This is a genomic window from Pseudoalteromonas piscicida, assembly GCF_000238315.3.
Taxonomy (GTDB): Bacteria; Pseudomonadota; Gammaproteobacteria; order Enterobacterales; family Alteromonadaceae; genus Pseudoalteromonas; species Pseudoalteromonas piscicida.
The window spans coordinates 2,440,984-2,465,781 of record NZ_CP011924.1; the positions used below are offsets into that span (position 1 = coordinate 2,440,984).

Consider the following 24,798-nt stretch of genomic DNA (forward strand, 5'->3'; position numbering starts at 1 on the left):
CGGCTTAAGCCTTATCGACCTAGCCGTCTTTCTATTATAACTACTCATTCATGCACTAAGCAAAGTTGAGCATTAATCCCAATTCAGAATAACTTTACCTGATTGCCCTGAAATCATCGTATCAAAGCCAGTCTGGAAGTCATCAACATGGAACTGATGTGTAATGATTGGATCAAGGTTTAAGCCTGACTGGATCAAACTTGCCATTTTGTACCAAGTTTCAAACATTTCACGGCCGTAAATACCCTTGATCACTAAACCTTTGAAGATCACTTGGTTCCAATCCACCGCCATGTCAGAAGGAGGAATGCCCAGCATTGCAATCTTACCACCATGGTTCATGCTGTTTAACATGCCTTTAAATGCAGAAGGAACACCTGACATTTCAAGTCCAACATCGAAGCCTTCTGTCATACCAAGATCTTTCATAACCGTTTCTAGGCTTTCACTGGCAACATTTACTGCTCGCGTAGCACCCATTTTAGTGGCAAGTTCAAGGCGATATTCATTTACGTCTGTGATCACCACATGACGCGCACCAACGTGTTTCGCCACTGCCGCAGCCATAATACCGATTGGGCCCGCACCAGTAATGAGTACGTCTTCACCAACTAAGTCGAACGACAATGCGGTGTGCACTGCATTACCGAATGGGTCGAAGATAGAAGCGAGTTCGTCAGAAATGTTGTCAGGGATCTTAAACGCATTATAAGCAGGAATAACTAGGTATTCTGCAAATGAACCTTCGCGATTAACGCCTACCCCAATAGTGTTGCGGCATAGGTGAACACGACCAGCACGACAATTACGACAGTGACCACAGGTGATATGACCTTCACCAGATACTCGGTCGCCAATGCTAAAACCACGCACCTCTTGGCCCATATCGACCACTTCACCTACGTATTCGTGTCCCACAACCATTGGAGTTGGGATCGTGTTTTGTGCCCACTCATCCCATTTGTAGATGTGTACGTCGGTACCACAAATTGCTGTTTTACGGATTTTGATCAATAGATCGTTGTGCCCTACTTCCGGTTTTGGCACATCCGCCATCCAAATTCCTTCTTCAGCTTTCAACTTGGATAATGCTTTCATAGTATTCGCTCGTTAGCTGCACCGGCTTAATGCCGGTGGCAAAATTAAATGACGCCTAGGTCTTTACCAATACGGGTAAAGGCTTCGATTGCTTTGTCTAGCTGCTCAGTCGTATGCGCAGCTGAAATTTGTGTTCTGATCCTAGCTTGACCTTTTGGCACAACAGGATAAGAGAAACCGATCACATAGATACCTTCAGCCAGCAGTCTGTCAGCCATTTCTGAGGCCACTTTGGCATCGCCTAACATAACCGGAATAATCGCGTGATCTTTACCCGCACAAGTAAAGCCAACAGCTTCCATCTTAGTACGGAAGTAGGCTGCGTTATCCCATAGTTTAGCACGTAAGGCATCGCCTTCTTTCATCATGTCTAGTACTTTGATTGAAGCAGTAACAATTGACGGCGCTAGCGAGTTTGAGAATAAATAAGGACGTGAACGCTGACGTAACCACTCTACGATTTCTTTCTTGCCAGAGGTATAACCGCCCGACGCACCGCCAAGTGCTTTACCAAGTGTTCCTGTAATGATATCCACTCGGTCTAATACACCACAGTATTCCGGTGTACCGCGGCCATTTTCACCAACAAAACCTACTGCGTGTGAATCATCAACCATCACTAATGCGTCGTACTTATCCGCTAAATCACAAACCGCTTTTAAGTTACAAATAACGCCATCCATTGAGAATACGCCATCGGTCGCGATAAGCTTGGTTTTCACACCAGCTTCATCAGCGGCTATTAACTGCTGCTCAAGATCAGCCATATCGTTGTTTGCGTAGCGGAAACGCTTAGCTTTACATAAACGCACACCATCAATGATAGAAGCGTGATTTAATGAGTCCGAGATAATTGCATCTTCAGGGCCTAATATAGTTTCGAATAAACCTGCATTAGCATCAAAGCATGAAGAGTAAAGGATAGTATCTTCTGTTTCTAGAAATTCACTGATCTTTGCTTCAAGCGTTTTGTGAATATCTTGCGTACCACAGATAAAGCGCACCGACGCGACACCAAAACCATGGTCATCAAGGCCGCCTTGCGCCGCTTTAATTAGCTCTGGGTGATTCGCCAAACCTAGATAGTTGTTTGCACAGAAGTTAATTACACTTTCGCCAGTCGATACTGCAATTTCAGCTTGCTGCTGAGAAGTGATAATACGCTCTTTTTTATATAATCCTTCAGCTTTTACTTCTTCAATTTGTTGCTGAAGCTGGCTGTAGAAGGCCGATGCTCTCATCTGGGAGTCTCCATTTTTTGCACGGTGATAGTAAGCTACGTATCGCCATAGGCGGTTGTCATTCTCACTATCAGAAGTTAACGCTTGCGCTTATTCTATATTAATTAGCTCAAGTTAATTGGAACGTACCAATTCAATCATACCTGGTACATTAAAAGATATCTTTATTTTAAAAGGTTCACACAATAAATGCACGATTTGCGACAACTGGCAGCAAACTTTATTTTACTCAGACAAAGATAGTGCGGCTGGTACCTCCGCCAACGACGCACATACTTTATCCGCGAGCTGTTGTTGCTCTTGACTAAAACTCTGCCCAGACTCAACTAAAATGGCTGTTTTTACGCCAGCAGCGCGGGCAGCCTTGATGTCTGAGACTTTGTCACCAATCATAATACTTTGCGCAGGATCCAAGTCATGCTCGGCTATCGCTTGCAGCAGCATCCCAGGTTCAGGCTTACGACAGTTACACTCTACTTTATATGGGCCTTGTGCCTTTTCAGGGTGGTGAGGACAAAAATAAACACCAGCGATGTCAACACCATGCGCCATAAACTGCGCGCACATCCACTCACTTAACGCGTGAAATTGTGCTTCATCATAGTAACCTCGGCCAATGCCCGACTGATTCGTCACGACCACAATTTTATAACCGGCTTTGCTAAATGCTTGGCAGGCACTGAATACCCCGTCGATAAACTCAAAATCCGCGATTTGATGAACATAGGCGTGATCTTTATTAACAACGCCGTCTCTGTCTAAAAATACTGCCTTATGCATTGGTCACAATCTCCTGCTCTTTTATTACCCGATCAAACATCGTAATTACTGCATCAACGGAAATTTGAGACATGAGTTCACTACCCTTTACGCGTGTTCCCCACGGTAATTGTTCTGCAGTTTTACCCTTTTGCGCAATGAGGTTTTGATGATAAACCTCAACTACATAGTCTTGATACAGGTATGGCCCTGTACGAGTTGGGTTGGAGTGCGCATACAAACCAATCACCGGCGTTCCAACAGTCACAGCCATATGAGCAGGCCCGGTATCAGGTGCCAACACCAATTCGGCTTGCTCCAACACACAAAGTAGGGTTTTCAAGTCAGTTTTTCCCACTAAGTTTAATAACTCAGCTTGACTGTGTTTTTGAATTTCGGCTGCTAAGTTTTGCTCAAGCTCCGTTGGACCACCCGTTATCACCACCTGAAACCCCAATGCAGCAGCATGATCTGCAACCCTAGCATAACGCTCAGGAAGCCAATTGCGCTCGGCTTTACTTGCCGCAGGCGATATCACAAACACTTTCCCTTCGGGCAATAGCGATTTTGCCGCAGCTTGATGAGCTGCCGTCACTGGCATCTGCCATGTTGGCTCACCGCACTCAGCACCAATTGCACGGGCAAAGTTTTGGAAACCTTCGAGCACATGTGGCGACTTTTGAGGTGCGATCCGCTTATTAATAAACAAACTGTGTAACTCTTTTGAGCGCCCTTTATCAAAGCCTAATTTTTGCTTTGCAGGAATAACTCGCGCAACAAGGTTGGCTCTTAACGCAACCTGCATATGTAGTAATACGTCAAACTTTTGCCCTTTGAACTTTGCCTTTAAAGCCTTGAGCGCGGCTTTGCCCTGTTTTTTGTCAAATACGACGAGCTCAACACCGGGTAAGTCAGCCAGCAACATGGCTTCCACTTTACCTATCACCCAGGTTATTTTCGCTTGCGGATGTGCGCGTTGGATCGCCTGTACAGCACTTACTGCATGGCACACGTCGCCAATCGCTGAAAGTCGCAAAATACAAATAGAGGTCAAGGATTTGCTCAAAACAATAGTTCTCATGGAAAGTAACAAGCGCTTGATCTTAAATTAATCAAACAAGTTTGCAAGTTTCACTGAGGATGAAAAATCGTTAGAATGTCACAATTGACTCTTAAGAATCCTATATTGTGCAAATCACCAAACAACCGCATAGCTATTTACTAACGCCTTCAACCCTAGATTATGATGTTTCAGAAGAAATGTTTGACCCTGAATATTGGCATAAAAATAATGCGATTGTCGGCTCGAAAGAAGGTCGAGCAACGGCGTGGTTCGTGCGATTTAACCAAAGCATCGCGGTACTTAAGCACTACTATCGTGGAGGCTTAATCGGCAAGCTGTTGAGTGATCAGTATATTTTCACCAAACTAGAAAATACGCGCGTATATCAAGAGTTTGCTTTGCTAGAGCAACTACAACTACAAGGTTTACCAGTCCCAACACCACTTGGCGCAAGAATATCGCTTCATTTTGGTATTTATCGTGCAGATATTTTGACCGAAGCGGTGTCTGATGCCACCAGTGTTTGCGAAATTTTGCAAGCAAGAACGCTTAGTACAAATGAACTGGAAAGTATCGGCCACACCATTGCACAGTTTCATCAAGCCGGTGCGTATCATGATGACTTGAACATCAACAATATTTTGTTTGATGCCGACGGCAAAGTATTTCTAATTGATTTTGATAAGGGCAAAATCATGCAGCCAAACTCAAGTTGGCAGCACGCAAACCTGGAGCGTTTGCAACGTTCATTTAAAAAAGAGGCCGGCAAATGGCCGACCTTTTATTTTGATGAAAATCAGTGGCAAGTGTTAATGCAAGCCTATCTCAGCGCACGTTAACTTTTTTGTAGCTGTGCCTTTTTAATCACATTGGAAGTCGAGCAGCCATCCAAAAACGCTAACACCTCGACTTTTCCACCTTGATTAAGCACATGCTCTGCACCTGCGATCTCTTCTACTTTATAGTCACCACCTTTGACCAAAATGTCAGGGCTGACCATTTCTATCAACTTAGCTGGTGTATCACTTTCTTCAACACTGCCAAACGGAATAACCCAATCCACAGAAGCAAGTGCAGATAACACCATCGCCCGCTCTTTTAGTGGATTGATTGGACGTTCAGGTCCTTTGAGACGCGAGATCGATTCATCATTATTTAATCCAACGACGAGTCTGTCGCCCATCGCTTTAGCTTGCGCTAAATAACGCACATGGCCTGCATGGAGAATATCAAAGCAGCCGTTGGTAAACACAATGGTTTCGCCGTTTTGCTTGGCAAAAGTAATGTGCTTAAGCACTTCTTCAAACGGCGTTTGGTAGTGCTCGCCCGTTTCTCTAAGATATTGACCCAGTTTGCGACTCAACTCTTCCGGTGACACCGTTGCAGCACCTAACTTACTCACGGCAATGCCTGCGGCAATATTTGCAACTTCAACTGCATCTTTGGCAGACATTCCCGCACCTAACATAGTCGTCAGTGTGGCGATCACAGTATCACCTGCTCCCGTAACATCACTTACTTCCTGTACTTGAGCTGGGAAATCAAACTTTTCAGTACTGGTTATTAAAGACATGCCTTGCTCGGAGCGCGTCAGCAACATAGCGCCGATCCCTGACGTTTTCAGAAGCTCACGCGCACTAGAGGTGAGTGCCTCTTCGCTACTTGTGTCTCCACCAGCGAGTTTAAATTCGTTTAAGTTAGGCGTAATAAAATCAGCACCTTGATAGAGGCTCAAGTCACTATTTTTAGGGTCAATTAGTACCGTTTTACCAGCTGCTTTAGCCACCGCAATCATTTCTGAAATGGCGCACAAAGCGCCTTTGTTGTAGTCGCTAAACAACACAAAGTCATACTTATCAACTTCTTGCTTTAGACGCTCAAGCAGTAGTTGACTGTGAGATAACTGAAAAGGCTCTTCTAAATCGAGTCGGACTACTTGCTGATGACGGCTGATCACTCGCATTTTTGCGATAGTCGGCAACTCAACGACGTTAACTAAGCTAGATTCAATGTTTTCCTTGGTAAGGATAGCCTCAAGCGTTTTACCATTGTCATCTTCGCCGATAAGCCCAAGCAAACCCACTTTACCATCTAGGTGAGCGATGTTTTTGGCAACGTTCGCCGCACCACCAGCTTTGTCTTCCAACGCGCTGACTTTCACCACAGGTACTGGAGCCTCAGGAGAAATACGCCCGGTATCTCCATGCCAGTATCTATCCAACATCACATCGCCAACCACCAATACCTTGGCTTGATTTAGCTGTTGAAGTGCCGCTAGCTTCATGCCTCTTGCTCCGCCGCAACAAGCATATCGACCGCTTCGCATAGCCAGTGACCAATAAACATATGCGCTTCTTGAATACGCGCTGTCTCGTCGTTTGCGATAATAATCGGTAATTTAGCAATGTCCTTCACTTTGCCACCAGTTCTACCAGTCAATGCCACGGTAAAGGCACCAATTTCATTTGCGGCTTGAAGTGCCAAATTGATATTAGGGCTCGTACCTGATGTGGTTAAACCAATCACCATATCTTCCGGTTTACACAGAGCCTGAACCTGACGCTCAAATACGGAGTCAAAGTGATAGTCATTGCTGTGTGCGGTCAAAATTGAGGTGTCGGTAGTTAATGCAATCGAAGCCAAAGGACCACGCTCTAATTTGTAACGCACCACAAATTCTGCAGCGAGGTGCTGCGCATCTGCCGCGCTGCCACCATTACCAAACCAAATGACCTTACCACCAGCTGCTAACGTGCTTTGGCATGCTTCAAGTAGCTCAACACATTCTTGGTGATAGTTTGCCATTGTTTCAAAAACATCAACATGGCGCTGTAAGCTTGCGAAGTAGCTTTGTGCTACTTGTTCATTCAATGACATATTTGTTCCTAAACTATTCTATGCTTGTCCCGCGTGATACCTACCAGTATACATGGACTGATAACCAAGTGTAATTCTCACCGAAGACATCTTTACCCAAGGTTAATTTAGTTTCGACTTGCTTGCTATAGGCTTCACCAATATGTGCCAGCTCAAACTCGTAGCCACGTTCGTACTCAGCGCCAAGCTCTCCAAGTTCATTCAAATAATTACTCTCATTATCGATAACTGAAAGCTTAGCTCGCCATAAAGAACGGTAATCTGATTGGTAAGTACCTTCTAAAACGTGAATTTGCGTCGGTGCACCATCATCGAACTGGCGATGGTTTGCAGCAAAATGCCCAATGCCAAATCCGTCGATTGTATTGCCATAAGTATCGTAAATTTCGTTTACATACCATAAGCTTTCCATATCAGTAAACTCATAGCGTAATGAAGTCGTTGAAGTCAATTGAGGGAGAAAAACACCAACATTAACAACCGTATTACCGAACAAATAGTTTTTATGGTTATCGCTATCCTCACCACCGTATTCTAAATACCATTGTGCTTGAGTGCCGTAATTTGTGGTAAAGCTGGTCGTGATAGTTGCCCATTGATCGCCCAGTTCATCATCTTGAGTGAGATCACCTATCTTATTATCGTTTCCAACAGGGTCAAAATATGCCTTAATAAAGTCCTTAAAATCTACTTTCCTAGGTCCGCCTCCGAATTGCATGACTCTGTTTAGACCGATTTTCCATCCTGCTAATGGCTCTATACTAAAGTGACTACCCGCTATTTTAGGTGTTCCATCGTGAAGCGTGCCTTGAAAACGAATTCCGTCATGGACTTTCTCAAGTTCAGAATAAAACAGTTCAAAATCGAAGTTCCACCAATTTCGAATAGGCACAACTAAACCCAAAGAAGCTGATAATGAAGGTCTCGCGTTATTAGAATATACTTGAGCCGAATGCTTAAATGGTGAAAACCAATGTTCTTTATATCCTAAATTAAGCTGCAAGTTGCCGTAGGACATGCCATAAAAAGTATTGTATGGAACAAGTTTGTTTGCATCTACTCGATACTCAGCACCGATCTGTAAAATGGTTGATTCGCTTCCACGCCAAACACCACCGAGCCCCAATTCAGCATATTCACCACTGTAATTACCTCTGTCGTTGGCTATTTGCTTTTCTTCACCGCTATCAACACGAAGTGTTATTGATCTTTGCGTCAACGCATCGTCCTGCAGATAAGGTGCAATCCCCTGACTAATACTCTGCTGTAATGTGGCGTCAATATGCCTAAGTTTCATCAAATGCATCTTGATTTCACTGATACGGTAAGGCTTTGCCATAGGCGTACCAACGGTCAAAGCAAACATTTTATCGATTTGATATTCCAACAGCGGATCTTGTCCAATGGGTAAATAAGCTGTGGGGCTCGCAAAAGCGAGATTCGAAGCCAATAAACTACAGCAAGCGAGTACTCGAGCTAAATTCATTTTGTTATTCCATTACTTTTTAATGCGCTAAATACTACCAAACCAAAAGCCCATAGGCATCTGTTGAACTGTGTAAAATTGTGTTGTTCATTCAATTTCGCCTTGGAACAAGGTAAAATACTGATTTTTGAGCTTAAGCGACTCCTATGGCGCGCCGACTATATTCCTTATTATTGCTAGTATTAGCACCTATTTTATTGAGTTATCTGTATTTTATTCGAGGTAGGAAAAATCCTGACTATCGAACTCATTTTACAGAGCGCCTCGGCTTTAACCTAAACAAGCTTCCACCACATGCTGTTGTGATCCATTGCGCCTCCGTAGGGGAAGTGCTTGCAGCCACACCTCTCATCAAATCAGTACTTAAAGAACAAGCTGCAACTCCAATCATTGTTACTTGTAACACCCCGACAGGTAGAGAAGAGATAACAAAAGCTTTTCACAGCAATGTCCAAGTACATGTCTGTTATTTACCTATCGATTTTGCTTTTTCGGTCAGAACATTTTTCACTACCCTGAAGCCCAAACTCCTTATTGTGATGGAAACTGAGCTGTGGCCCAATCTTTTTTATTACGCCAAACAAAACCAATGTAAAACTTTGGTAGTCAATGCCAGACTCTCTGAAAAGTCATACCAAGGTTATAAAAAACATGCTTGGTTAACCAAAGGCTTGATGAGCAACATAGATCTGCTTGCAGCCCATAATGAGGAAGACGGCGAGCGTTTCATCAAGCTCGGGCTTGTTCAATCTAAGCTTCACATTACCGGCTCAATCAAGTTTGATATCTCAATCACTGAAGAAGAAATTGCAAAGGCAAGACAGTTTCAAGAAAATTACCCAGAGCGGGTAATTTGGCTTGCAGGATCTACGCATCCGAAGGAGCATGAGCAGGTCATTGCTGCACATCAGCGAGTATTAAAGCAGGTAAGCAATGCGTTGCTCATTATCGCACCTCGCCATCCTGAGCAGTTTCAAGCGGTTGCTGACTACCTCAACGAGCAAGAGATCGCTTTTACCAAAAAGAGCAGTAACGGTATAAACGCAGAAGCTTCGGTCTTGTTAGCGGATACTTTAGGGGAATTAAAGTGGCTATTTGGCAGTGCCGATATCGCCTATATTGGTGGTAGCTTGATTGAGCGCGGCGGTCATAACCCACTAGAAGCGGCGGCTCATGGTGTACCAATTTTAACCGGCCCACATACCTATAATTTTGCGCATATATACCCTCAACTTATCGCGCAACAAGGTGCCATCGTAGTCGATGATGAGGACAAGCTTGCCGCTCAAATTATTACGCTATTTGAAGACAAATCGCTTCGAACGCAAATCGGTGCTAATGCTCAATCGGTACTAGTTGAAAATACCGGGGCTATTGCTAAAACCATGAAACTAATCAATAAGAGCTTGGAATAATTCATGAATACAGTCATCTCTACAATGCAAAACTGGGTTAGCCAAGTCATTGTAAAATACAACTTTTGCCCGTTTGCTCGACAGGAAGTTGAAAGTAACAGCATTCATTATTTCGTGTCTCAAGCGATAAGCCACGACGATGCCGTGATGGATATGTTAGAGCAGTGCTCAGAGTTAAACCATGAGCCAGAGCGAGAAACAACACTAGTTATATTTGATAAGGGTTTTAGCAATTTTGACGACTTTTTGGATCTCGTCGACCTAGCAAACGCTTTATTGGTAGCGCAAGGGTTTGAAGGCACCTATCAAATTGCCACTTTTCACCCAGATTATGTTTTTGCTGATAGCGATGAGCATGACGCAGCAAACTACACTAACCGCGCGCCCTACCCAACACTCCACTTGATCCGCGAAGAAAGTATGGCTCAAGCGTTAGCTGAGTATGACGATCCTGAACAGATCCCAGAAAATAATATCCGCCTCACAAGGCGTAAAGGGGAAGCGTTTTGGCAGCATTTGCTTCAGCAGTGCCACAGAGCTAAATAACCTAAGCTTCGGATAAACAGTCAAAAGGCTGGTTTAGCCAGCCTTTTCTTGTACGGTTTTGGAAGTATTACTTTTTCACCCAGCTGCCATTGACTTGAATATAATGGCCTGAATGCGTTTTGTTATACGCTTTTTTAGCGGCTAAAGCTTCCACTTGCTCAAGGGTAATACCGTTCTTTTTCGCTAATTGTTGGTATTTTTCTTTGCGCTTTTCATTCACTTCATCAACTAGTTGCTGTACACCCTGGCCATTTTTAACTATGCCAAGATAGCCCGATGTAGTCTCACCAACTAAACCCTGTGATTTAGCATCGTCAATGGAAATTGCGAATGCGGCGAAGCTCATACTGAGCCCAATAATTAGGGTAGAGATTGCTTTTAGCTTCATAAATCCTCCTTAGAATAGCTCGCTGTCTTCGCTGAATAAATTGTCGAGTTCTTTATCCACCTTCACGCGGATCTCATGATCTACTTTTACATTTAAGTTGATCGTAATGGGCTCTTTGGTTTCTACTTGCACCTTATGAGTACAAGCACTCAATACCAATAAAGCTGATATCACTAGCATCCATTTCATTCACTAACGCTCCTCTTTATTTAACGCATTTTCCACTTCGCGCGTGATCTCGTCGCTCAAGCGTAGGGCTCGTAATAAGGTAAACACATTTTCTGAGTGTGTATAGTTAAAGTTTACTGGTTGTTGTTGGAGTTTGTTAATTCCTGTAATTTTAACATCTAAGTCCAACCAGCCGTCTTCACTTAAATTTACGCCACTACTCAATTGCTCAATAGTCAACTCGTCAAGTACACCGATCACCGTTTGTAAGCTAGGTTGCTGCTCTTTTAGCGCATTAATTGATGCATTGTTTTCAACCTTTAATAGCCCTTCACCAACATTATAGATATGACCAGAATCAATACGCACCCCAGATGAAGATACTTGTACTGGTAACTTGCCTGAGATCAGTCCTCTCAGCTCAACGCCTGCATCATGCCCAGAGGCGGCAATAAGGTCTAAACTCAGTTTATCTAGCGATACCTGAACAACCTGCGGCGTTGAAACCAAACTAACTTCATCAATCCCCACGTTACCGGCAAAAACCTGTACGTTAATATCTTTCAGTTTAGCCACGCCAGCTTCGCTGAATAGTTGGCCTGTTATGGCTTGAACGATAACACCAGCTCTCAACTCTTCAACACTCAGTGTGGTTGGCTTGAGTTGAATATTAGCTGAACTTAATAGACCAGAGACATCAATCACTGCATTTTGAATAAGCCGTTCATTAAATAACGCAGAGCCGTTTTGAATGCCCCCGTCTAGGGTAAATATGCGCGTGGATAAATCCCCTTCGACTACTGCATAGAAGTTACCATGGGTAATGTTTAAGTTCGGTAAAAACGCGTCAATATATGGCTGAAGTTGAGTGAGCTGCTGCGTGGGCACGTGTATTTGGGCTGGATGTTTTAAGCTTGAATATTGATGTTCAAGCAACGCCTTTACACCATCAATATTAATCACATGTGACGCCATCAATCCGCGGCTTTGCTGCCCTTTGCTGTCAATGCTCACGTTTTTCAAACTGAGTTCAGCTAAGTTAACTTCTGCTACCTTAGTATTGCCCGACAAGGTTGAAAAGATTTCTCCGGTCGCGACTGAGCCTTGCCAGTGCAGTGTCTGCGCAAACTCATTCAGTTTATAACTCTGCTGTTGTATCTGTGCACTGGTTAAGTTGAGATTGATATCAAAATCATGTGTAGGCTCAAGCACAACTCGCCCGCTCAACGCACTCTGTTTTGCTGTTACATTCTCAACACTCAGGTTTTGCAGTTTTGAATCAAGCGTTATCGCAAAACTCATCCCTTCAGGTAAGACTCTGTGTAGTAGATGCCCACTTTTGAGTTTTGGCACATCTAGCTGCGCATGTAAGTCAAGCGTCAGAGATGGATTATCGATCACCAAACCTGATGTCGATAACTGGGTTGAGAATATGCTCGGCTGAGCCTCAATTGTAATTAGCTCGGTTGGGTTACCCGATATTTTGAAGCGGCTATTGAGCTCGAGATTCTCAGCAATAACATCTTGTAGTGTAAGCTTTTGAAGGTCAGTTGTGATTTCCCCGCTCATATTAACAAAATTTGGTCGCGCACTCAGCGCTCCAGAGAGTGTATGCGCGCCCCACTTATCATCGAAAAATTCAAGGCGAATATCACCATTGACGAAAGGCTCAGTTAAGTCGACTGCCAGCTCGTTAACTTCAAGTTGTAACGGTTTATCTTTACCCGTCACTTCAAGTAAATCTGTCGCAATTGAATCCGCAGAAATAGTAATTTCTCTCGGTAAATGGACCTGCCAAGTGGTCGGTAACAGTTTACTATATTCAGAAGTAAGACAATCAAGCGCTGATTTCGCTGAAATCGGCTCGGCAAGTGCTACCTTCCCCTGCTGCGTTGCTAAATCATAGCGCCCGGACAAAGCGCCTATATACGCAACGGTACCTTTACATTCAGCCTGTTCAAGCGCCACTAAAGTTTCAAGTTCTAGCTCTGCGTCCATAGCCAGACCATCGAATTCAAGTTGGCTAGTTCCTGAAAGGGCTTGGATCTGAGGAGGTAATAAAGCGCTGAGGTACTCGCCATTAAGGTCAATATTTGCAGCAATACGCTCTGGCTGCAACGTAACTTCTGCATCGATGTCACCTGCTATTACAAATTGATTCAGCTCGGACTCCGAAATCGACACAACTAATGGCTTTGGTAATGGCTCGCCAGATACAGACAGCTTGGCAATATGCGTTTTGGGTCTGGTGATGTCGAGTGGCAATGCAAGGCGCTGTGGCTGAGTTGCATTTGACTTTTTGGGCGGAAGAAGTTGAATATCTGCTTTTTCAATATTGACTTGGCGCATGCTTAGTTGCGCATCAAAAAGCTGGGCATTAAACGCATCTGTCTGCACACATGCTTTTGTAATATGGATACGATTGAAGCCCGACAAACGCCAGTCAAGACAACTGACCTGAAGTTCATTAAGGGGTATAAAATGTTTAATGGCCCAGAGCGACAAAGGAACTCTGGCAAGGTAAACACCCACGAAAACACTGAGTATCAACACTAAGCTCCAAAGCCATTTTTTCATTCGTATCCCTAAAATATGATTGGTATTTCCTTTTCAGTGTACCCGATAGATAATTATCGAGCCATGAATAAAAAAGGTCACCGAAGTGACCTTTTTTAATTTCGTTAGCCTACTAGCTTACGCGCATTGCGGAACATACGCATCCAAGGGCTATCTTCTTGCCACTCATCTGGGTGCCAAGAGTTTGCTACTGCTCTGAATACACGCTCAGGGTGCGGCATCATCACAGTTGCACGACCGTCTGTTGACGTCATGCCCGTAATACCAGCAGGAGAGCCATTCGGGTTAGCTGGATACTGAGTGGTTGGATCACCGTAGTTATTAACAAACTTCACAGCAACTGAACCTGAATTCAGTGCAGTTTGTACCGCCGCTTCGCTTGCAAACTCAGCGTGACCTTCACCATGTGATACCGCGATTGGCATACGAGAGCCAGCCATACCATCAAAGAAGATTGACGGGCTTTGCTGTACTTCAACTAAGCTGAAACGCGCTTCAAAGCGCTCTGACTTGTTGGTGACAAAACGTGGCCAGTTTTCCGTGCCTGGGATCAGCTCTTTTAATGTAGAAAGCATCTGACAACCATTACACACACCTAAGCTGAAAGTATCTTGGCGTTGGAAGAAGCCTTGGAATTGCTCACGTGCTGAGTCATGGAATAGGATTGATTTAGCCCAGCCTTCACCAGCACCTAAAACGTCACCGTATGAGAAGCCACCACATGCCACTAGGCCTTTGAATTGTTCTAGCGTTAAGCGACCTTCAAGGATATCGCTCATGTGTACGTCGATTGCCGCAAAACCAGCACGGTTAAATGCTGCCGCCATTTCGATATGTGAGTTAACGCCTTGCTCACGCAAGATGGCAACTTGAGGCTTCACCCCTTTTGCAATGTAAGGCGCTGCGATATCTTCGTTTAGATCAAAGCTTAGTTTAACGTTAAGGCCCGGATCTTTGTCATCGAACTTAGCGTCAAACTCTTGCTTCGCGCAATCTGGGTTATCACGTAGTGCTTGCATCTGGTAAGTTGTCTCAGCCCAGATAGTGCGAAGCTCAGTGCGAGTATTTTCAAGTACTGCCTGACCGCCACGAGTAAAGATAACCTTGTCTTCACCGTTTAGCGTACCGATGCGATGTGCAATATCAGCAATACCGTGCTCGGCAAATATCGCTTCAACCGCAGCGATATCGTCATTGCGAACTTGCAATACTGCGCCAAGCTCTTCATTAAATAGCACTTCTAAGTCAGTACCTTGCAGCGCATCTAATTCGATGCTCACACCTGTGTGGCCTGCGAACGCCATTTCCGCAGCAGTGGTGAATAGACCACCGTCAGAGCGGTCGTGGTAAGCGATAAGCTTGCCTGACTCAACTAATGCTTGTACCGCATTGTAGAAGCCTTTTAACAGCTCTGGGCTGTCAACATCAGGTGTCTTGTCGCCAAGTTGCTTGTACACTTGGGCTAGGCTTGAGGCACCAAGACGGTTTTGACCAGCACCTAAGTCAAGTAGGAATAGGCTGGTTTCACCCTTATCAGTACGAAGCTCAGGCGTGACTGTTTTGCGAATATCCTCAACACGACCAAATGCAGTGATGATGAGTGATAATGGCGCAGTCACTGACTTTTCTTCGCCATTCTCATCCCACTGAGTCTTCATCGACATTGAATCTTTACCAACTGGGATTGTAAGGCCTAATGCAGGACATAATTCTTCACCAACCGCTTTAACCGCTTCGTAAAGACCCGCATCTTCGCCTGGGTGACCCGCAGCCGCCATCCAGTTTGCCGAAAGCTTAATGTTGTTTAGGCTACCGATATTAGCACCAGCGATATTGGTTAACGCTTCAGCTACCGCTAGACGAGCAGAGGCTCCATAGTTAAGTAGTGCCGCTGGCGTGCGCTCACCCATAGACATCGCTTCACCGTGGTAAGTATCGTAAGTTGCCGCTGTTACCGCGCAGTTAGCAACAGGTACCTGCCAAGGACCAACCATTTGGTCACGTGCAACCAAACCTGTTACAGTTCTGTCACCAATCGTGATAAGGAATGTTTTCTCAGCAATCGTTGGTAGGCGAAGTAAACGCTTAGCTGCATCTTCAAGCTCAATACCCGCTGTATCTAATGCTGTACCCACTACACGCTTTGACTCAACGTCACGATGCATTTTAGGTGGCTTGCCAAGTAATACGTCTAGTGGCAGGTCCACAGGATTATTATCAAAGTGGCTATCAGCTACTGTTAGGTGACGCTCTTCTGTCGCTTCACCAATTACCGCATATTGTGCGCGCTCACGCTTACAAATTGCTTCAAAGCGAGCAAAGTCTTCCGCTGCAACTGCCAATACATAACGCTCTTGCGACTCGTTACACCAGATTTCGTGTGGTGCCATGCCTGGTTCATCGTTCGGGATGTTACGCAGCTGGAATTTACCACCACGGCCGCCGTCGTCGACAAGCTCAGGGAATGCATTTGATAAACCACCTGCGCCCACATCGTGAATAAACGCTATTGGGTTATCATCACCAAGCTGCCAACATTTGTCGATCACTTCCTGACAACGACGTTCCATCTCAGGGTTTTCACGCTGAACAGAAGCAAAGTCTAAATCTTCGTTTGATTGGCCAGATGCCATTGATGAAGCTGCACCGCCGCCAAGACCGATGTTCATTGCCGGACCACCAAGTGCGATTAGCTTAGCACCTACAGGGATTGAGCCTTTTTGCACATGATCTTCACGGATATTGCCTAAACCACCAGCGATCATGATTGGCTTGTGATAACCACGTACTTCAGCGCCATTGTGGCTTTCTACTTTTTCTTCGTAAGTACGGAAGTAACCCAATAGGTTTGGACGACCAAATTCGTTGTTAAATGCAGCGCCACCAAGTGGGCCATCAAGCATGATGTCTAATGCATTAACAATGCGTCCTGGTTTACCAAAGTTTGTTTCCCAAGGTTGCTCGAAACCAGGAATACGAAGGTTAGAAACCGTGAAGCCAACTAAACCTGCTTTTGGCTTAGAACCACGACCGGTTGCACCTTCATCGCGGATCTCACCACCAGAACCTGTTGATGCGCCAGAAAATGGGGCAATCGCCGTTGGGTGGTTGTGCGTTTCCACTTTCATCAGAATGTGGATATCTTCCTCGTGGTAAGCATATTCGCCGTCTGTATTTGGGAAGAAACGACCAGCTTTAGAGCCAACCATTACCGCAGCGTTATCTTTATACGCCGACAGCACGTTGTCGCTATTGGTTTCGTAGGTGTTTTTAATCATTTTAAACAGCGACTTAGGCTGCTCTACACCATCGATAGTCCAATCAGCGTTGAAAATTTTGTGACGACAGTGCTCAGAGTTTGCTTGAGCGAACATGAACAGTTCGATGTCATTAGGGTTACGGCCAAGCTTTTCAAAGCTTTCAACTAAGTAGTCAATTTCGTCATCGGCAAGTGCAAAGCCTTGCTCAACATTCGCAACCGCGAGTGCTTCACGGCCGCCGCCAAGAATATCTACTGAAGACATTGGGCGAGGCGTTTCCGTGCGGAATAATTTAGCTGCATCATCAAGCTCTGCATGAACAGATTCGGTCATGCGGTCATGAAGTAACTGTGCAACTTCGTCGAACTGAGCTTGTGTTAGTTCACCCTCAACATAATAAGCAATACCACGCTCAACACGGTGTACTTGCGTAAGACCACAGTTGTTTGCAATATCTGTCGCTTTAGAAGCCCAAGGAGAGATAGTTCCGATCCTTGGTGTTACCAAGATCAGTTTGCCCTCTGGCGTGTGCTCCGTAATAGTCGGTCCATACTTTAACAGGCTGTTTAGCTTAGTTAACTCAGTCTCTGAAAGCTCAGCCGTTAGATCAGCAAAATGCATGAACTCGGCATAAACATTGGTAACTGGTAATTGAGCTGCAGCGCAGGTTTTAAGGATCTTTTGGACTTTGAAATCTGAAAGTGCAGGTGCACCACGTAGGATTAACATAGGTATTTTCATCCGGGGTTAAGGATTGAACGATATCTTTGGGCGCTCATTATAGTGGAAATAGCGCGCGGAATTAACACTAATTTGTCAAAACTAGAAAATATCATGCAAATCTATCATTACCTTAAGTTAATTCGGCTTTTGCAATTATGATTTTGCTGCGGTAAGTTGGGATTTCGAGCGCAAAAGAGAACCTAGGTCATGTTTAAATACGTCTTTATGTGCTTTGTTGTCATCTGTTTAATTGGGTGCGACAAAGCCCCTCTTAATCAGTTGCAACATGTAAAACAAAATAAGGTATTACGTGTTGGCACGCTCGCGGGTCCGGGAAACTACTACCAAGGCACCACTGGAGAACAAGGGTTCGAATATGAACTGGCGAGTGAATTTGCCAATGAGCTTGGTGTTGAATTACACATCGTTCCTTACTTTAACTTAGATGAGTTATTTGCAAGGCTAGATGCTGGGGACTTAGATATCGTCGCCTCCGCGGTGAGCTTCCACCCATCAAGAACAGCGCAATATCGTTTTGGCCCAACGTATAGAATGATCAGTCAAAAGCTCGTGTACAAACAAGGGAGAGAGTGGCCAAGAGACTTTGATGATATTAAAGCGCCAATTACCGTACTTGCACACAGCAATCATGTTATCGCGCTTGAAGAGGCTAAAACAAGCCATCCTCATTTGAGTTGGGAGGTTGTCTCAGATAAAGGTGAGGAAGAACTGCTTCAGGCCATCATTGATGGAGAGATTGACTACACCATTACAGACTCACATTCACTGGCCCTATTTAGACGCTACCACCCGACCGTCAGTATTGCGTTTTCAGTTACAAAAGATGAACATGTGGCGTGGATGATGCGTAACGAAAAAGACGACTCGTTATATGCGTTGCTGCCTGCATTTTTCGCTCGAGTACAACAAAACAACTTTTTGGCCACGCTCGAAGAGAAGTATTTTGGTCATATCGAAGAGTTTAACTATGTAAACACCTTAGCCTTTGTCGAAGCCGTACATAGTACCTTACCAACCTATCTCAAGTGGTTTAAAAGTTATTCGAAACAGCACAATATCGATTGGCGTTTGCTGGCTGCAGTCAGCTATCAAGAATCGATGTGGGATCCCAGAGCTAAATCTCCAACTGGGGTTCGTGGCATTATGATGCTAACGCAACCCACAGCTAAAAAAGTTGGCGTGACAAACCGCCTCAATGCCCAACAAAATATTGAAGGTGGTGCCAAATATCTACGTATTTTATTTGACCGTATGCCTGAAGAAATACAGCAACCCGATAGTACTTGGCTTGCCCTTGCTTCTTACAATGTAGGCTGGGGCCATGTACGAGATGCACGCAACATTACTGCGGATCAAGGTGGCGATCCGAATAACTGGGCAGATGTTAAAAAACGACTACCGCTACTTACTAAAAAGCGCTACTATCGAAATACAAGATATGGATATGCTCGTGGTGATGTTGCGGTAACGTATGTAGATAATATTCGCCGCTATTATGATGCACTTGTGTGGTTGGAAGACAACGGTGCACTCCTACCTGATAGCAGTAAAGCCTCTTCGCAAACGACTCCGGTTGATAATTCGGACAAAGCCAGTGAAGTCGAGAAGCAACAGTAATTTATATTTACTAAACTGGCTTGATAAATGCTTCAAAAGGTCATAAATCTGTCATAGGCATAGCGTATTTATACTAAATTAATATTTGGGGGCATTACCCCCACCTAATCTCTCACATTCGGAGGTTCTATGTTGAGAAGACGTCGGAATCATCAATTTAAACGTAACACCAAATACACGTCGCCAAATCGCCGTCGTGTAATGATGAAAAATGCACACCGTAAAATGCTCTTGCGCCATCGTATTTTTGCGCTAATTCAAATGGAAGAGCAAAGGGACGCAAAAACAGCCACAGCGGTAGTACAGCCTTAAGTACTACCGTTTTTCAACTTTTTTGCTGCTTTAATCTCTTGGCGTCTGCGCTTAAAAAATGCAGACAGCTTTTCGCCACATACTTCACCCAATACGCCCGATGTAACTTCTAGTTGGTGGTTCAGCTTTTCGTGCTGTAACAAGTTCATTATCGAACCAGCCGCACCCGTTTTTGCATCAGAGGCACCAAACACCACTCGGCTCAAGCGGCTATGAACCAGTAAACCGGCACACATAGGACATGGCTCAAGCGTCACATATAAAGTGCAATCAATCAGCCGATAATTTTCAACGACTTTGCCAGCTTCTCTAATAGCCATCATTTCAGCGTGAGCCGAAGGATCATGACAGGTAATTGAACGGTTCCAACCCGCAGCTATCATTTCACCATCTTTCACTACAACAGCACCGACTGGAATTTCGTTTTCGGCTTCAGCTTTGTCAGCAAATGCTAACGCCATTCTCATCCAATATTGATCATCTTTTACTTCTGACATGATAATTTTATTGTCGTCCTCACCTAAAATGGAGTATATCACCTCCAGCAGAGCTCTGGTTAAGCTGCTATTCTTAAATAATCATAGTCACCATAACAGCTGCTTTTATAAGCAAACTCAGGATGTTACCAACATCTTTTTAATATTTTGCGGACATTATTGATAATTTTCGCAATTTTGCCGTGGCTCACAGGGTTGGATTTACGCTATAATTCGCCGCTTTTTTTATTTCGTAAGCTCAAAAACACACGGGTAGAATATGAAATTTCCGGGACGCCGTAGGCATAAACACTATTTTCCGGTGGAAGATAAAGATCCGCTTATTAACCAGTTACACGCTGATGATCGGCTAAAAAGGAGCTATATCTGTGGTATAGATCAAATCGTCGTTGATATCGAAGCGAAAGTGGATCAAGCTTTTCTTGATGAATTCCACTTACAGCGTGGTATGTCACAAGTGATAGACAATGATGTCACCAACGCCCTTTATGATAGGCTAAAACGTGATGACATGATCGACTATGAATTTGCCGGCGGTACCATAGGTAACACCATGCACAACTATTCAGTGCTAGCAGATGACCGCTCAGTACTACTTGGAGTGATGAGTGAAAACATAAAGATTGGCAGCTACGCCTACAAATTTTTATGTAACACCTCAAGCCGAGTTGATCTAGACTACTTGCAGCCAGTTGATGGCCCCATCGGTCGTTGTTTTACACTTATCGATGACAGTGGTGAGCGAACTTTTGCTATCAGCGCAGGATTAATGAATCACCTACGTCCTGAGTCTATTTGCCAAACGCTTATCGAAGAATCATCGGCGTTAGTGATCAGCGCTTATTTGATGCGCACGAGTGGCGACGAAACCATGACACAAGCAACGATGCAGGCGGTTGAGTATGCCAATAATGCTGGCATACCCGTAGTATTGACGCTTGGCACTAAGTTCTTAATTGAACAAGACCCCAAATGGTGGGCTGACTTCGTTGCTAAACATGTTGATATCCTTGCGATGAACGAAGAAGAAGGTGAGGCGATCACAGGCTTTAGCGATCCACTTCTTGCCGCAGATAAAGCACTGGACTGGGTTGATTTGGTCATTTGTACCGCTGGCCCTAAAGGGCTGTTTATGGCGGGTTATGTTGATGACAGCTGCAAGCGTGTGACTGAATACCCGTTGCTGCCTGGCGCTATTCCTGAATTTAATCGCTACGAATTCTCACGCGCAATGAAAAAAGCCCAGTGTGAACAGCCGATCAGAGCATACAGCCATACCGCTCCTTATATGGGTGGACCAGACATCATCAAGAACACAAATGGTGCCGGTGACTGTGCCCTTGCCGCTGTTCTGCATGATATTTGTGCTAATGAATACCATAAACTGAATGTACCAAACTCAGCAAAACATGAACAAAGTGCAATTACCTATTCATCTTTGGCACAGATAAGCAAATATGCAAATCGTGCAAGCTATGAGGTACTCGTTCAGCATTCACCAAGGCTATCTCGAGGCTTACCTGAGCGTGAAGACTCACTAGAGCAATCATACTGGGAACAATAACGGTTCTTAGCTTGTTTAGGATTGGTAAAAATAGCGACTACGGTCGCTATTTTTATATCATCTAGTGTGTATATAGCTTGGCATCAAAAAATAGCAGTACCAAGTTCGTTGGATAGGTATTCTAATGCCGCGATCCCAGCCAAAGAGTTACCTACTTTATCAAGCCCTGGCGACCATACCGAAATTGTAAAACGATTCGGCACAATAGCGATTATTGCCCCCCCGACACCCGACTTGCCAGGCATTCCTACTCGATAACCGAAGTCACCTGCTGCATCGTAAAGACCACTCGTAAACAACAGCGAGTTCATTTGCTTGGTTTGTTTTTTGGTTAGTATCCGCTGTTTTGATAAGTTGCAGTAACCCTGACTAGACAGATAGGAAAATGACTTCGCCAACTCAGTGGTATTCATTTCTATTGCACAAAAATTGAAATATGACCACAACACATCCTCGACTTCATTATTAAAATTGCCAAATGACTTCATCAAATAAGCCATCGCTGCATTTCTATACCTGTGATCATACTCAGACTGCGCCACAACCTTATTAATACACAGCTTATCATTACCAGACATCGCTCTATAGCTTTCTAGCATGGTATGAATTGGAGCAGATAAACGAGAGTACAGCGCATCACAAGTTACAATGGCACCTGCATTTATAAAGGGATTTCTTGGAATGCCATTTTCGAACTCAAGCTGAGTTAAGGAATTAAAAGCAGTACCCGAAGGCTCTTTCCCTACCCGACTCCAAAGCTCGTCACCATAGCGCTGCAATGCTAGCGTCAATGTCATTACTTTAGATACTGATTGAATTGTAAATCTGGCTTCAGTATCTCCAGCACTAAATGTTTCGCCATCTACCGTGTGAAGTGAAACAGAAAATTGTTCTAACGGCTGCTCAGCTAAAGCGGGAATATAGTTAGCAACTTTGCCTTGGCGTAACAACGGTTGAACTCGCTGTGCAGCCTGCTCTAAAATTTCTTGGTAATTTGGCATATGCTCGTAATTAAGGCTAGCTAGGGTGATTGGAGAAGTGTATCAAAAAAGGCCCCGTAGGGCCTGATGTTTATCTGAAACTAAGGTTATTTCAGTTCCATTTCTTGAATAATCTCGTGCGCAATAGGTGGCGTTGTACTCACCGGCTTTTGATGTTTATTGGCTTTTAACTGACCTTTTCGGTGCTTCAAAGCTGCATCCAGCTTTTTAGACGCTTTAGCAATAGCAGGATACATCACTTCGTCTTCACCTTTTACTGATATTCGGCTACCTGCGTAGTTTGTACTTATCTCCGTGTAAAATTGTTTGTGTTCTTTGCTGACGATGATGTCTAGGGATAACAACGACGGAAAATGGTTAGCGATCTTGGCAAACTTTTCATGAACGTGGTTTTTAACAGCATCGGTTACATCTACGTGATGGCCAGATAAATTAATCTTCATATGCAATCCTTCTTTTGCGTTTACCCTTAACAATAGTATTGGCACGATTGCTCGATTTCTCAAGAGCCTTAGCAGAAATTTATTACAAAAATTGGAAGGAAGCTGATTCTAATCAAAAAATAGATTGGTAGAAAAATTACGCGCTAATTAGGATTGTTAGAAAACTCAGGCATAAAAAAAGCCCTAGAAAGGGCTCTTTTCATATTGCGTAAACTTTACAATTAAAGGCCTGCACGCTCTTTGATGACAGCAATCAATGCTGAACCACCGTGGTTTGACTCAGCCCACGCTAAATCTTTACCATCTTCTAACGCGCTTTTTGGAATACTTTTAATAATGTACTCGCCCGAATCGACAGCGTTGCTAGCAATTGCATGTCTAAGTAAGTTGTTACCGTTACACTGGATTGCATCGTAAACATTACGCATTTTAAGGCGTGATGTTTTCAAAGCGTTACGAATGCGATTTTTATCGTCCGCTGCGATATATTCACATATAGAAAGCGCCAACTGATCGTTTGCACTTACTGGTTTGCTGAAAGAAAAAGCTGCAACAGCGATAGAAGCTGACAGTAGCACGGTAGTTAATTTCATTACACAGACCCTTTAATACTTTATTCGTAGCATATAACTGGCTATATTTTAGCAACCTAAACAATTGTTAGCAAGAAACTCATAGTTTTTTGTTCAGAGTTACGAATTTATAACTATGGTTATTTCTTTCATCAGGTTCGTTACACTCAGTTTCAAGCACTTCCCATTCAGCAACTTGCTCGTAGTCCGGAAATTGAGTATCTCCTTCAACTTCTAAATCGATGAAGGTCAAATAGAGCCGCTGAGCATAAGGCAGAAATATGTCATATATATGACCACCGCCAATTATCATAATTTCGTCACAACCCCTAACAGCACTAAGTGCGGCTTCAGGTGAAGCGAGGACTTCAATACCTTCTTGAGTATAGTCAAGATTTCTGGATATCACTATGTTTCTACGACCAGGAAGAGGCCTACCAATAGACTCAAATGTCTTTCGGCCCATAATCACAGGTTTACCTAGCGTAACCTTTTTGAAATGTTGAAGATCTGCAGGTAAGTGCCACGGCATATCGTTATCTTTTCCGATAACACGGTTATTTGCCATCGCAGCTATCATTGAAATTACCACAACGCACCTTTATAGTATTTTAGTATTAGTTTATACACACAATTAGCATGTAAGATGTTTGGTTAACCTGACTCGGGATAAGAAGTAAGTTAATCCACTAAAATCACTAAGCTCAAAAGCGTAGTATCACTCTAGCCAGAAGTTATTTCTTAATACAATTGCGTAAACTTTACAATTAAAGGCCTGCACGCTCTTTGATGACAGCAATCAATGCTGAACCACCGTGGTTTGACTCAGCCCACGCTAAATCTTTACCATCTTCTAACGCGCTTTTTGGAATACTTTTAATAATGTACTCGCCCGAATCGACAGCGTTGCTAGCAATTGCATGTCTAAGTAAGTTGTTACCGTTACACTGGATTGCATCGTAAACATTACGCATTTTAAGGCGTGATGTTTTCAAAGCGTTACGAATGCGATTTTTATCGTCCGCTGCGATATATTCACATATAGAAAGCGCCAACTGATCGTTTGCACTTACTGGTTTGCTGAAAGAAAAAGCTGCAACAGCGATAGAAGCTGACAGTAGCACGGTAGTTAATTTCATTACACAGACCCTTTAATACTTTATTCGTAGC

General features: G+C 44.0%; 23 protein-coding genes. 6 read left to right on the plus strand and 17 right to left on the minus strand.

What is annotated here, in order from left to right:
- Positions 1-72 precede the first annotated feature (72 nt).
- The 4 genes from tdh to PPIS_RS11270 all read right to left on the minus strand — a co-directional run bounded on the left by tdh (position 73) and on the right by PPIS_RS11270 (position 4,179).
- Positions 73-1,098, minus strand: coding sequence for an L-threonine 3-dehydrogenase (tdh, locus tag PPIS_RS11255; RefSeq protein ID WP_010374618.1), 1,026 nt, complete (start codon positions 1,096-1,098; stop codon positions 73-75).
- A 44-nt stretch (positions 1,099-1,142) separates the two neighbouring features.
- Entirely contained in the window at positions 1,143-2,339 is a 1,197-nt protein-coding gene (locus tag PPIS_RS11260; protein WP_010374617.1) for a glycine C-acetyltransferase, read from the minus strand.
- Between the two features lie 225 nt (positions 2,340-2,564).
- Entirely contained in the window at positions 2,565-3,119 is a 555-nt protein-coding gene (gene gmhB, locus PPIS_RS11265; protein ID WP_010374616.1) for a D-glycero-beta-D-manno-heptose 1,7-bisphosphate 7-phosphatase, read from the minus strand.
- Positions 3,112-4,179, minus strand: a complete 1,068-nt coding sequence (locus PPIS_RS11270) for a glycosyltransferase family 9 protein (protein WP_010374615.1) — start codon at positions 4,177-4,179, stop codon at positions 3,112-3,114. Before PPIS_RS11270 ends, gmhB begins: the two co-directional genes overlap by 8 nt.
- A gap of 107 nt (positions 4,180-4,286) precedes the next feature.
- On the opposite strand from PPIS_RS11270, the gene PPIS_RS11275 reads away from it, so the two are divergent.
- Positions 4,287-5,000: a 3-deoxy-D-manno-octulosonic acid kinase gene (locus tag PPIS_RS11275; protein ID WP_010374614.1), complete on the plus strand. Its 714-nt coding sequence runs from the start codon at positions 4,287-4,289 to the stop codon at positions 4,998-5,000.
- Here the strand turns inward: PPIS_RS11275 and hldE are convergent.
- From hldE to PPIS_RS11290, 3 genes are read right to left on the minus strand one after another with little or no spacing between them, the layout of a single operon-like run.
- A complete protein-coding gene (hldE, locus tag PPIS_RS11280; protein WP_010374613.1) occupies positions 4,997-6,445 on the minus strand; it encodes a bifunctional D-glycero-beta-D-manno-heptose-7-phosphate kinase/D-glycero-beta-D-manno-heptose 1-phosphate adenylyltransferase HldE in 1,449 nt (482 codons plus the stop codon). The genes PPIS_RS11275 and hldE overlap by 4 nt on opposite strands.
- Entirely contained in the window at positions 6,442-7,038 is a 597-nt protein-coding gene (locus PPIS_RS11285) for an SIS domain-containing protein (RefSeq protein WP_010374612.1), read from the minus strand. The genes hldE and PPIS_RS11285 overlap by 4 nt, the downstream gene beginning before the upstream one ends.
- Before the next feature lie 40 nt (positions 7,039-7,078).
- Positions 7,079-8,524, minus strand: a complete 1,446-nt coding sequence (locus PPIS_RS11290) for a capsule assembly Wzi family protein (protein WP_010374611.1) — start codon at positions 8,522-8,524, stop codon at positions 7,079-7,081.
- A 146-nt stretch (positions 8,525-8,670) separates the two neighbouring features.
- On the opposite strand from PPIS_RS11290, the gene waaA reads away from it, so the two are divergent.
- Positions 8,671-9,939, plus strand: coding sequence for a lipid IV(A) 3-deoxy-D-manno-octulosonic acid transferase (gene waaA / locus PPIS_RS11295; RefSeq protein WP_010374609.1), 1,269 nt, complete (start codon positions 8,671-8,673; stop codon positions 9,937-9,939).
- A 3-nt stretch (positions 9,940-9,942) separates the two neighbouring features.
- Complete coding sequence (locus PPIS_RS11300; RefSeq protein ID WP_010374605.1) at positions 9,943-10,485, plus strand: DUF1415 domain-containing protein; 543 nt, start codon at positions 9,943-9,945, stop codon at positions 10,483-10,485.
- A 67-nt stretch (positions 10,486-10,552) separates the two neighbouring features.
- Here PPIS_RS11300 and PPIS_RS11305 read toward each other — a convergent pair whose 3' ends face one another.
- The 4 genes from PPIS_RS11305 to purL all read right to left on the minus strand — a co-directional run bounded on the left by PPIS_RS11305 (position 10,553) and on the right by purL (position 17,607).
- Positions 10,553-10,873, minus strand: coding sequence for a YdbL family probable chaperone protein (locus PPIS_RS11305; protein ID WP_010374603.1), 321 nt, complete (start codon positions 10,871-10,873; stop codon positions 10,553-10,555).
- Positions 10,874-10,882: 9 nt separating this feature from the next.
- Positions 10,883-11,062 carry a YnbE family lipoprotein gene (locus tag PPIS_RS11310; protein WP_010374602.1) on the minus strand — a complete coding sequence of 60 codons (180 nt, stop codon included), beginning with the start codon at positions 11,060-11,062 and terminating at the stop codon, positions 10,883-10,885.
- 3 nt (positions 11,063-11,065) lie between these two features.
- Positions 11,066-13,618, minus strand: coding sequence for an intermembrane phospholipid transport protein YdbH family protein (locus PPIS_RS11315; RefSeq protein ID WP_010374600.1), 2,553 nt, complete (start codon positions 13,616-13,618; stop codon positions 11,066-11,068).
- A gap of 104 nt (positions 13,619-13,722) precedes the next feature.
- Complete coding sequence (gene purL / locus PPIS_RS11320; protein WP_010374598.1) at positions 13,723-17,607, minus strand: phosphoribosylformylglycinamidine synthase; 3,885 nt, start codon at positions 17,605-17,607, stop codon at positions 13,723-13,725.
- A 201-nt stretch (positions 17,608-17,808) separates the two neighbouring features.
- Between purL and mltF the strand changes: the two genes are divergently transcribed.
- Together mltF and PPIS_RS11330 are read left to right on the plus strand one after the other, a co-directional pair.
- Complete coding sequence (mltF, locus tag PPIS_RS11325; protein WP_010374596.1) at positions 17,809-19,239, plus strand: membrane-bound lytic murein transglycosylase MltF; 1,431 nt, start codon at positions 17,809-17,811, stop codon at positions 19,237-19,239.
- Between the two features lie 129 nt (positions 19,240-19,368).
- Entirely contained in the window at positions 19,369-19,551 is a 183-nt protein-coding gene (locus tag PPIS_RS11330; protein ID WP_010374594.1) for a hypothetical protein, read from the plus strand.
- Here PPIS_RS11330 and tadA read toward each other — a convergent pair.
- Positions 19,548-20,048: a tRNA adenosine(34) deaminase TadA gene (gene tadA / locus PPIS_RS11335; protein WP_010374591.1), complete on the minus strand. Its 501-nt coding sequence runs from the start codon at positions 20,046-20,048 to the stop codon at positions 19,548-19,550. The genes PPIS_RS11330 and tadA overlap by 4 nt on opposite strands.
- 259 nt (positions 20,049-20,307) lie before the next feature.
- On the opposite strand from tadA, the gene PPIS_RS11340 reads away from it, so the two are divergent.
- Positions 20,308-21,612: an inosine/guanosine kinase gene (locus PPIS_RS11340; protein WP_010374590.1), complete on the plus strand. Its 1,305-nt coding sequence runs from the start codon at positions 20,308-20,310 to the stop codon at positions 21,610-21,612.
- 83 nt (positions 21,613-21,695) lie between these two features.
- Here PPIS_RS11340 and glsB read toward each other — a convergent pair whose 3' ends face one another.
- The 5 genes from glsB to PPIS_RS11365 all read right to left on the minus strand — a co-directional run bounded on the left by glsB (position 21,696) and on the right by PPIS_RS11365 (position 24,767).
- Positions 21,696-22,613: a glutaminase B gene (gene glsB, locus PPIS_RS11345; protein ID WP_010374588.1), complete on the minus strand. Its 918-nt coding sequence runs from the start codon at positions 22,611-22,613 to the stop codon at positions 21,696-21,698.
- Between the two features lie 86 nt (positions 22,614-22,699).
- Positions 22,700-23,056 (minus strand): ribosome hibernation-promoting factor, HPF/YfiA family, encoded by a 357-nt coding sequence (gene hpf / locus PPIS_RS11350; protein ID WP_010374586.1) that lies wholly within the window; start codon positions 23,054-23,056, stop codon positions 22,700-22,702.
- Between the two features lie 221 nt (positions 23,057-23,277).
- A complete protein-coding gene (locus PPIS_RS11355; RefSeq protein WP_010374584.1) occupies positions 23,278-23,649 on the minus strand; it encodes a DUF3718 domain-containing protein in 372 nt (123 codons plus the stop codon).
- A 79-nt stretch (positions 23,650-23,728) separates the two neighbouring features.
- Positions 23,729-24,220, minus strand: a complete 492-nt coding sequence (gene folA, locus PPIS_RS11360; RefSeq protein ID WP_026345589.1) for a type 3 dihydrofolate reductase — start codon at positions 24,218-24,220, stop codon at positions 23,729-23,731.
- 175 nt (positions 24,221-24,395) lie between these two features.
- Complete coding sequence (locus PPIS_RS11365) at positions 24,396-24,767, minus strand: DUF3718 domain-containing protein (RefSeq protein WP_010374584.1); 372 nt, start codon at positions 24,765-24,767, stop codon at positions 24,396-24,398.
- Positions 24,768-24,798 lie beyond the last annotated feature (31 nt).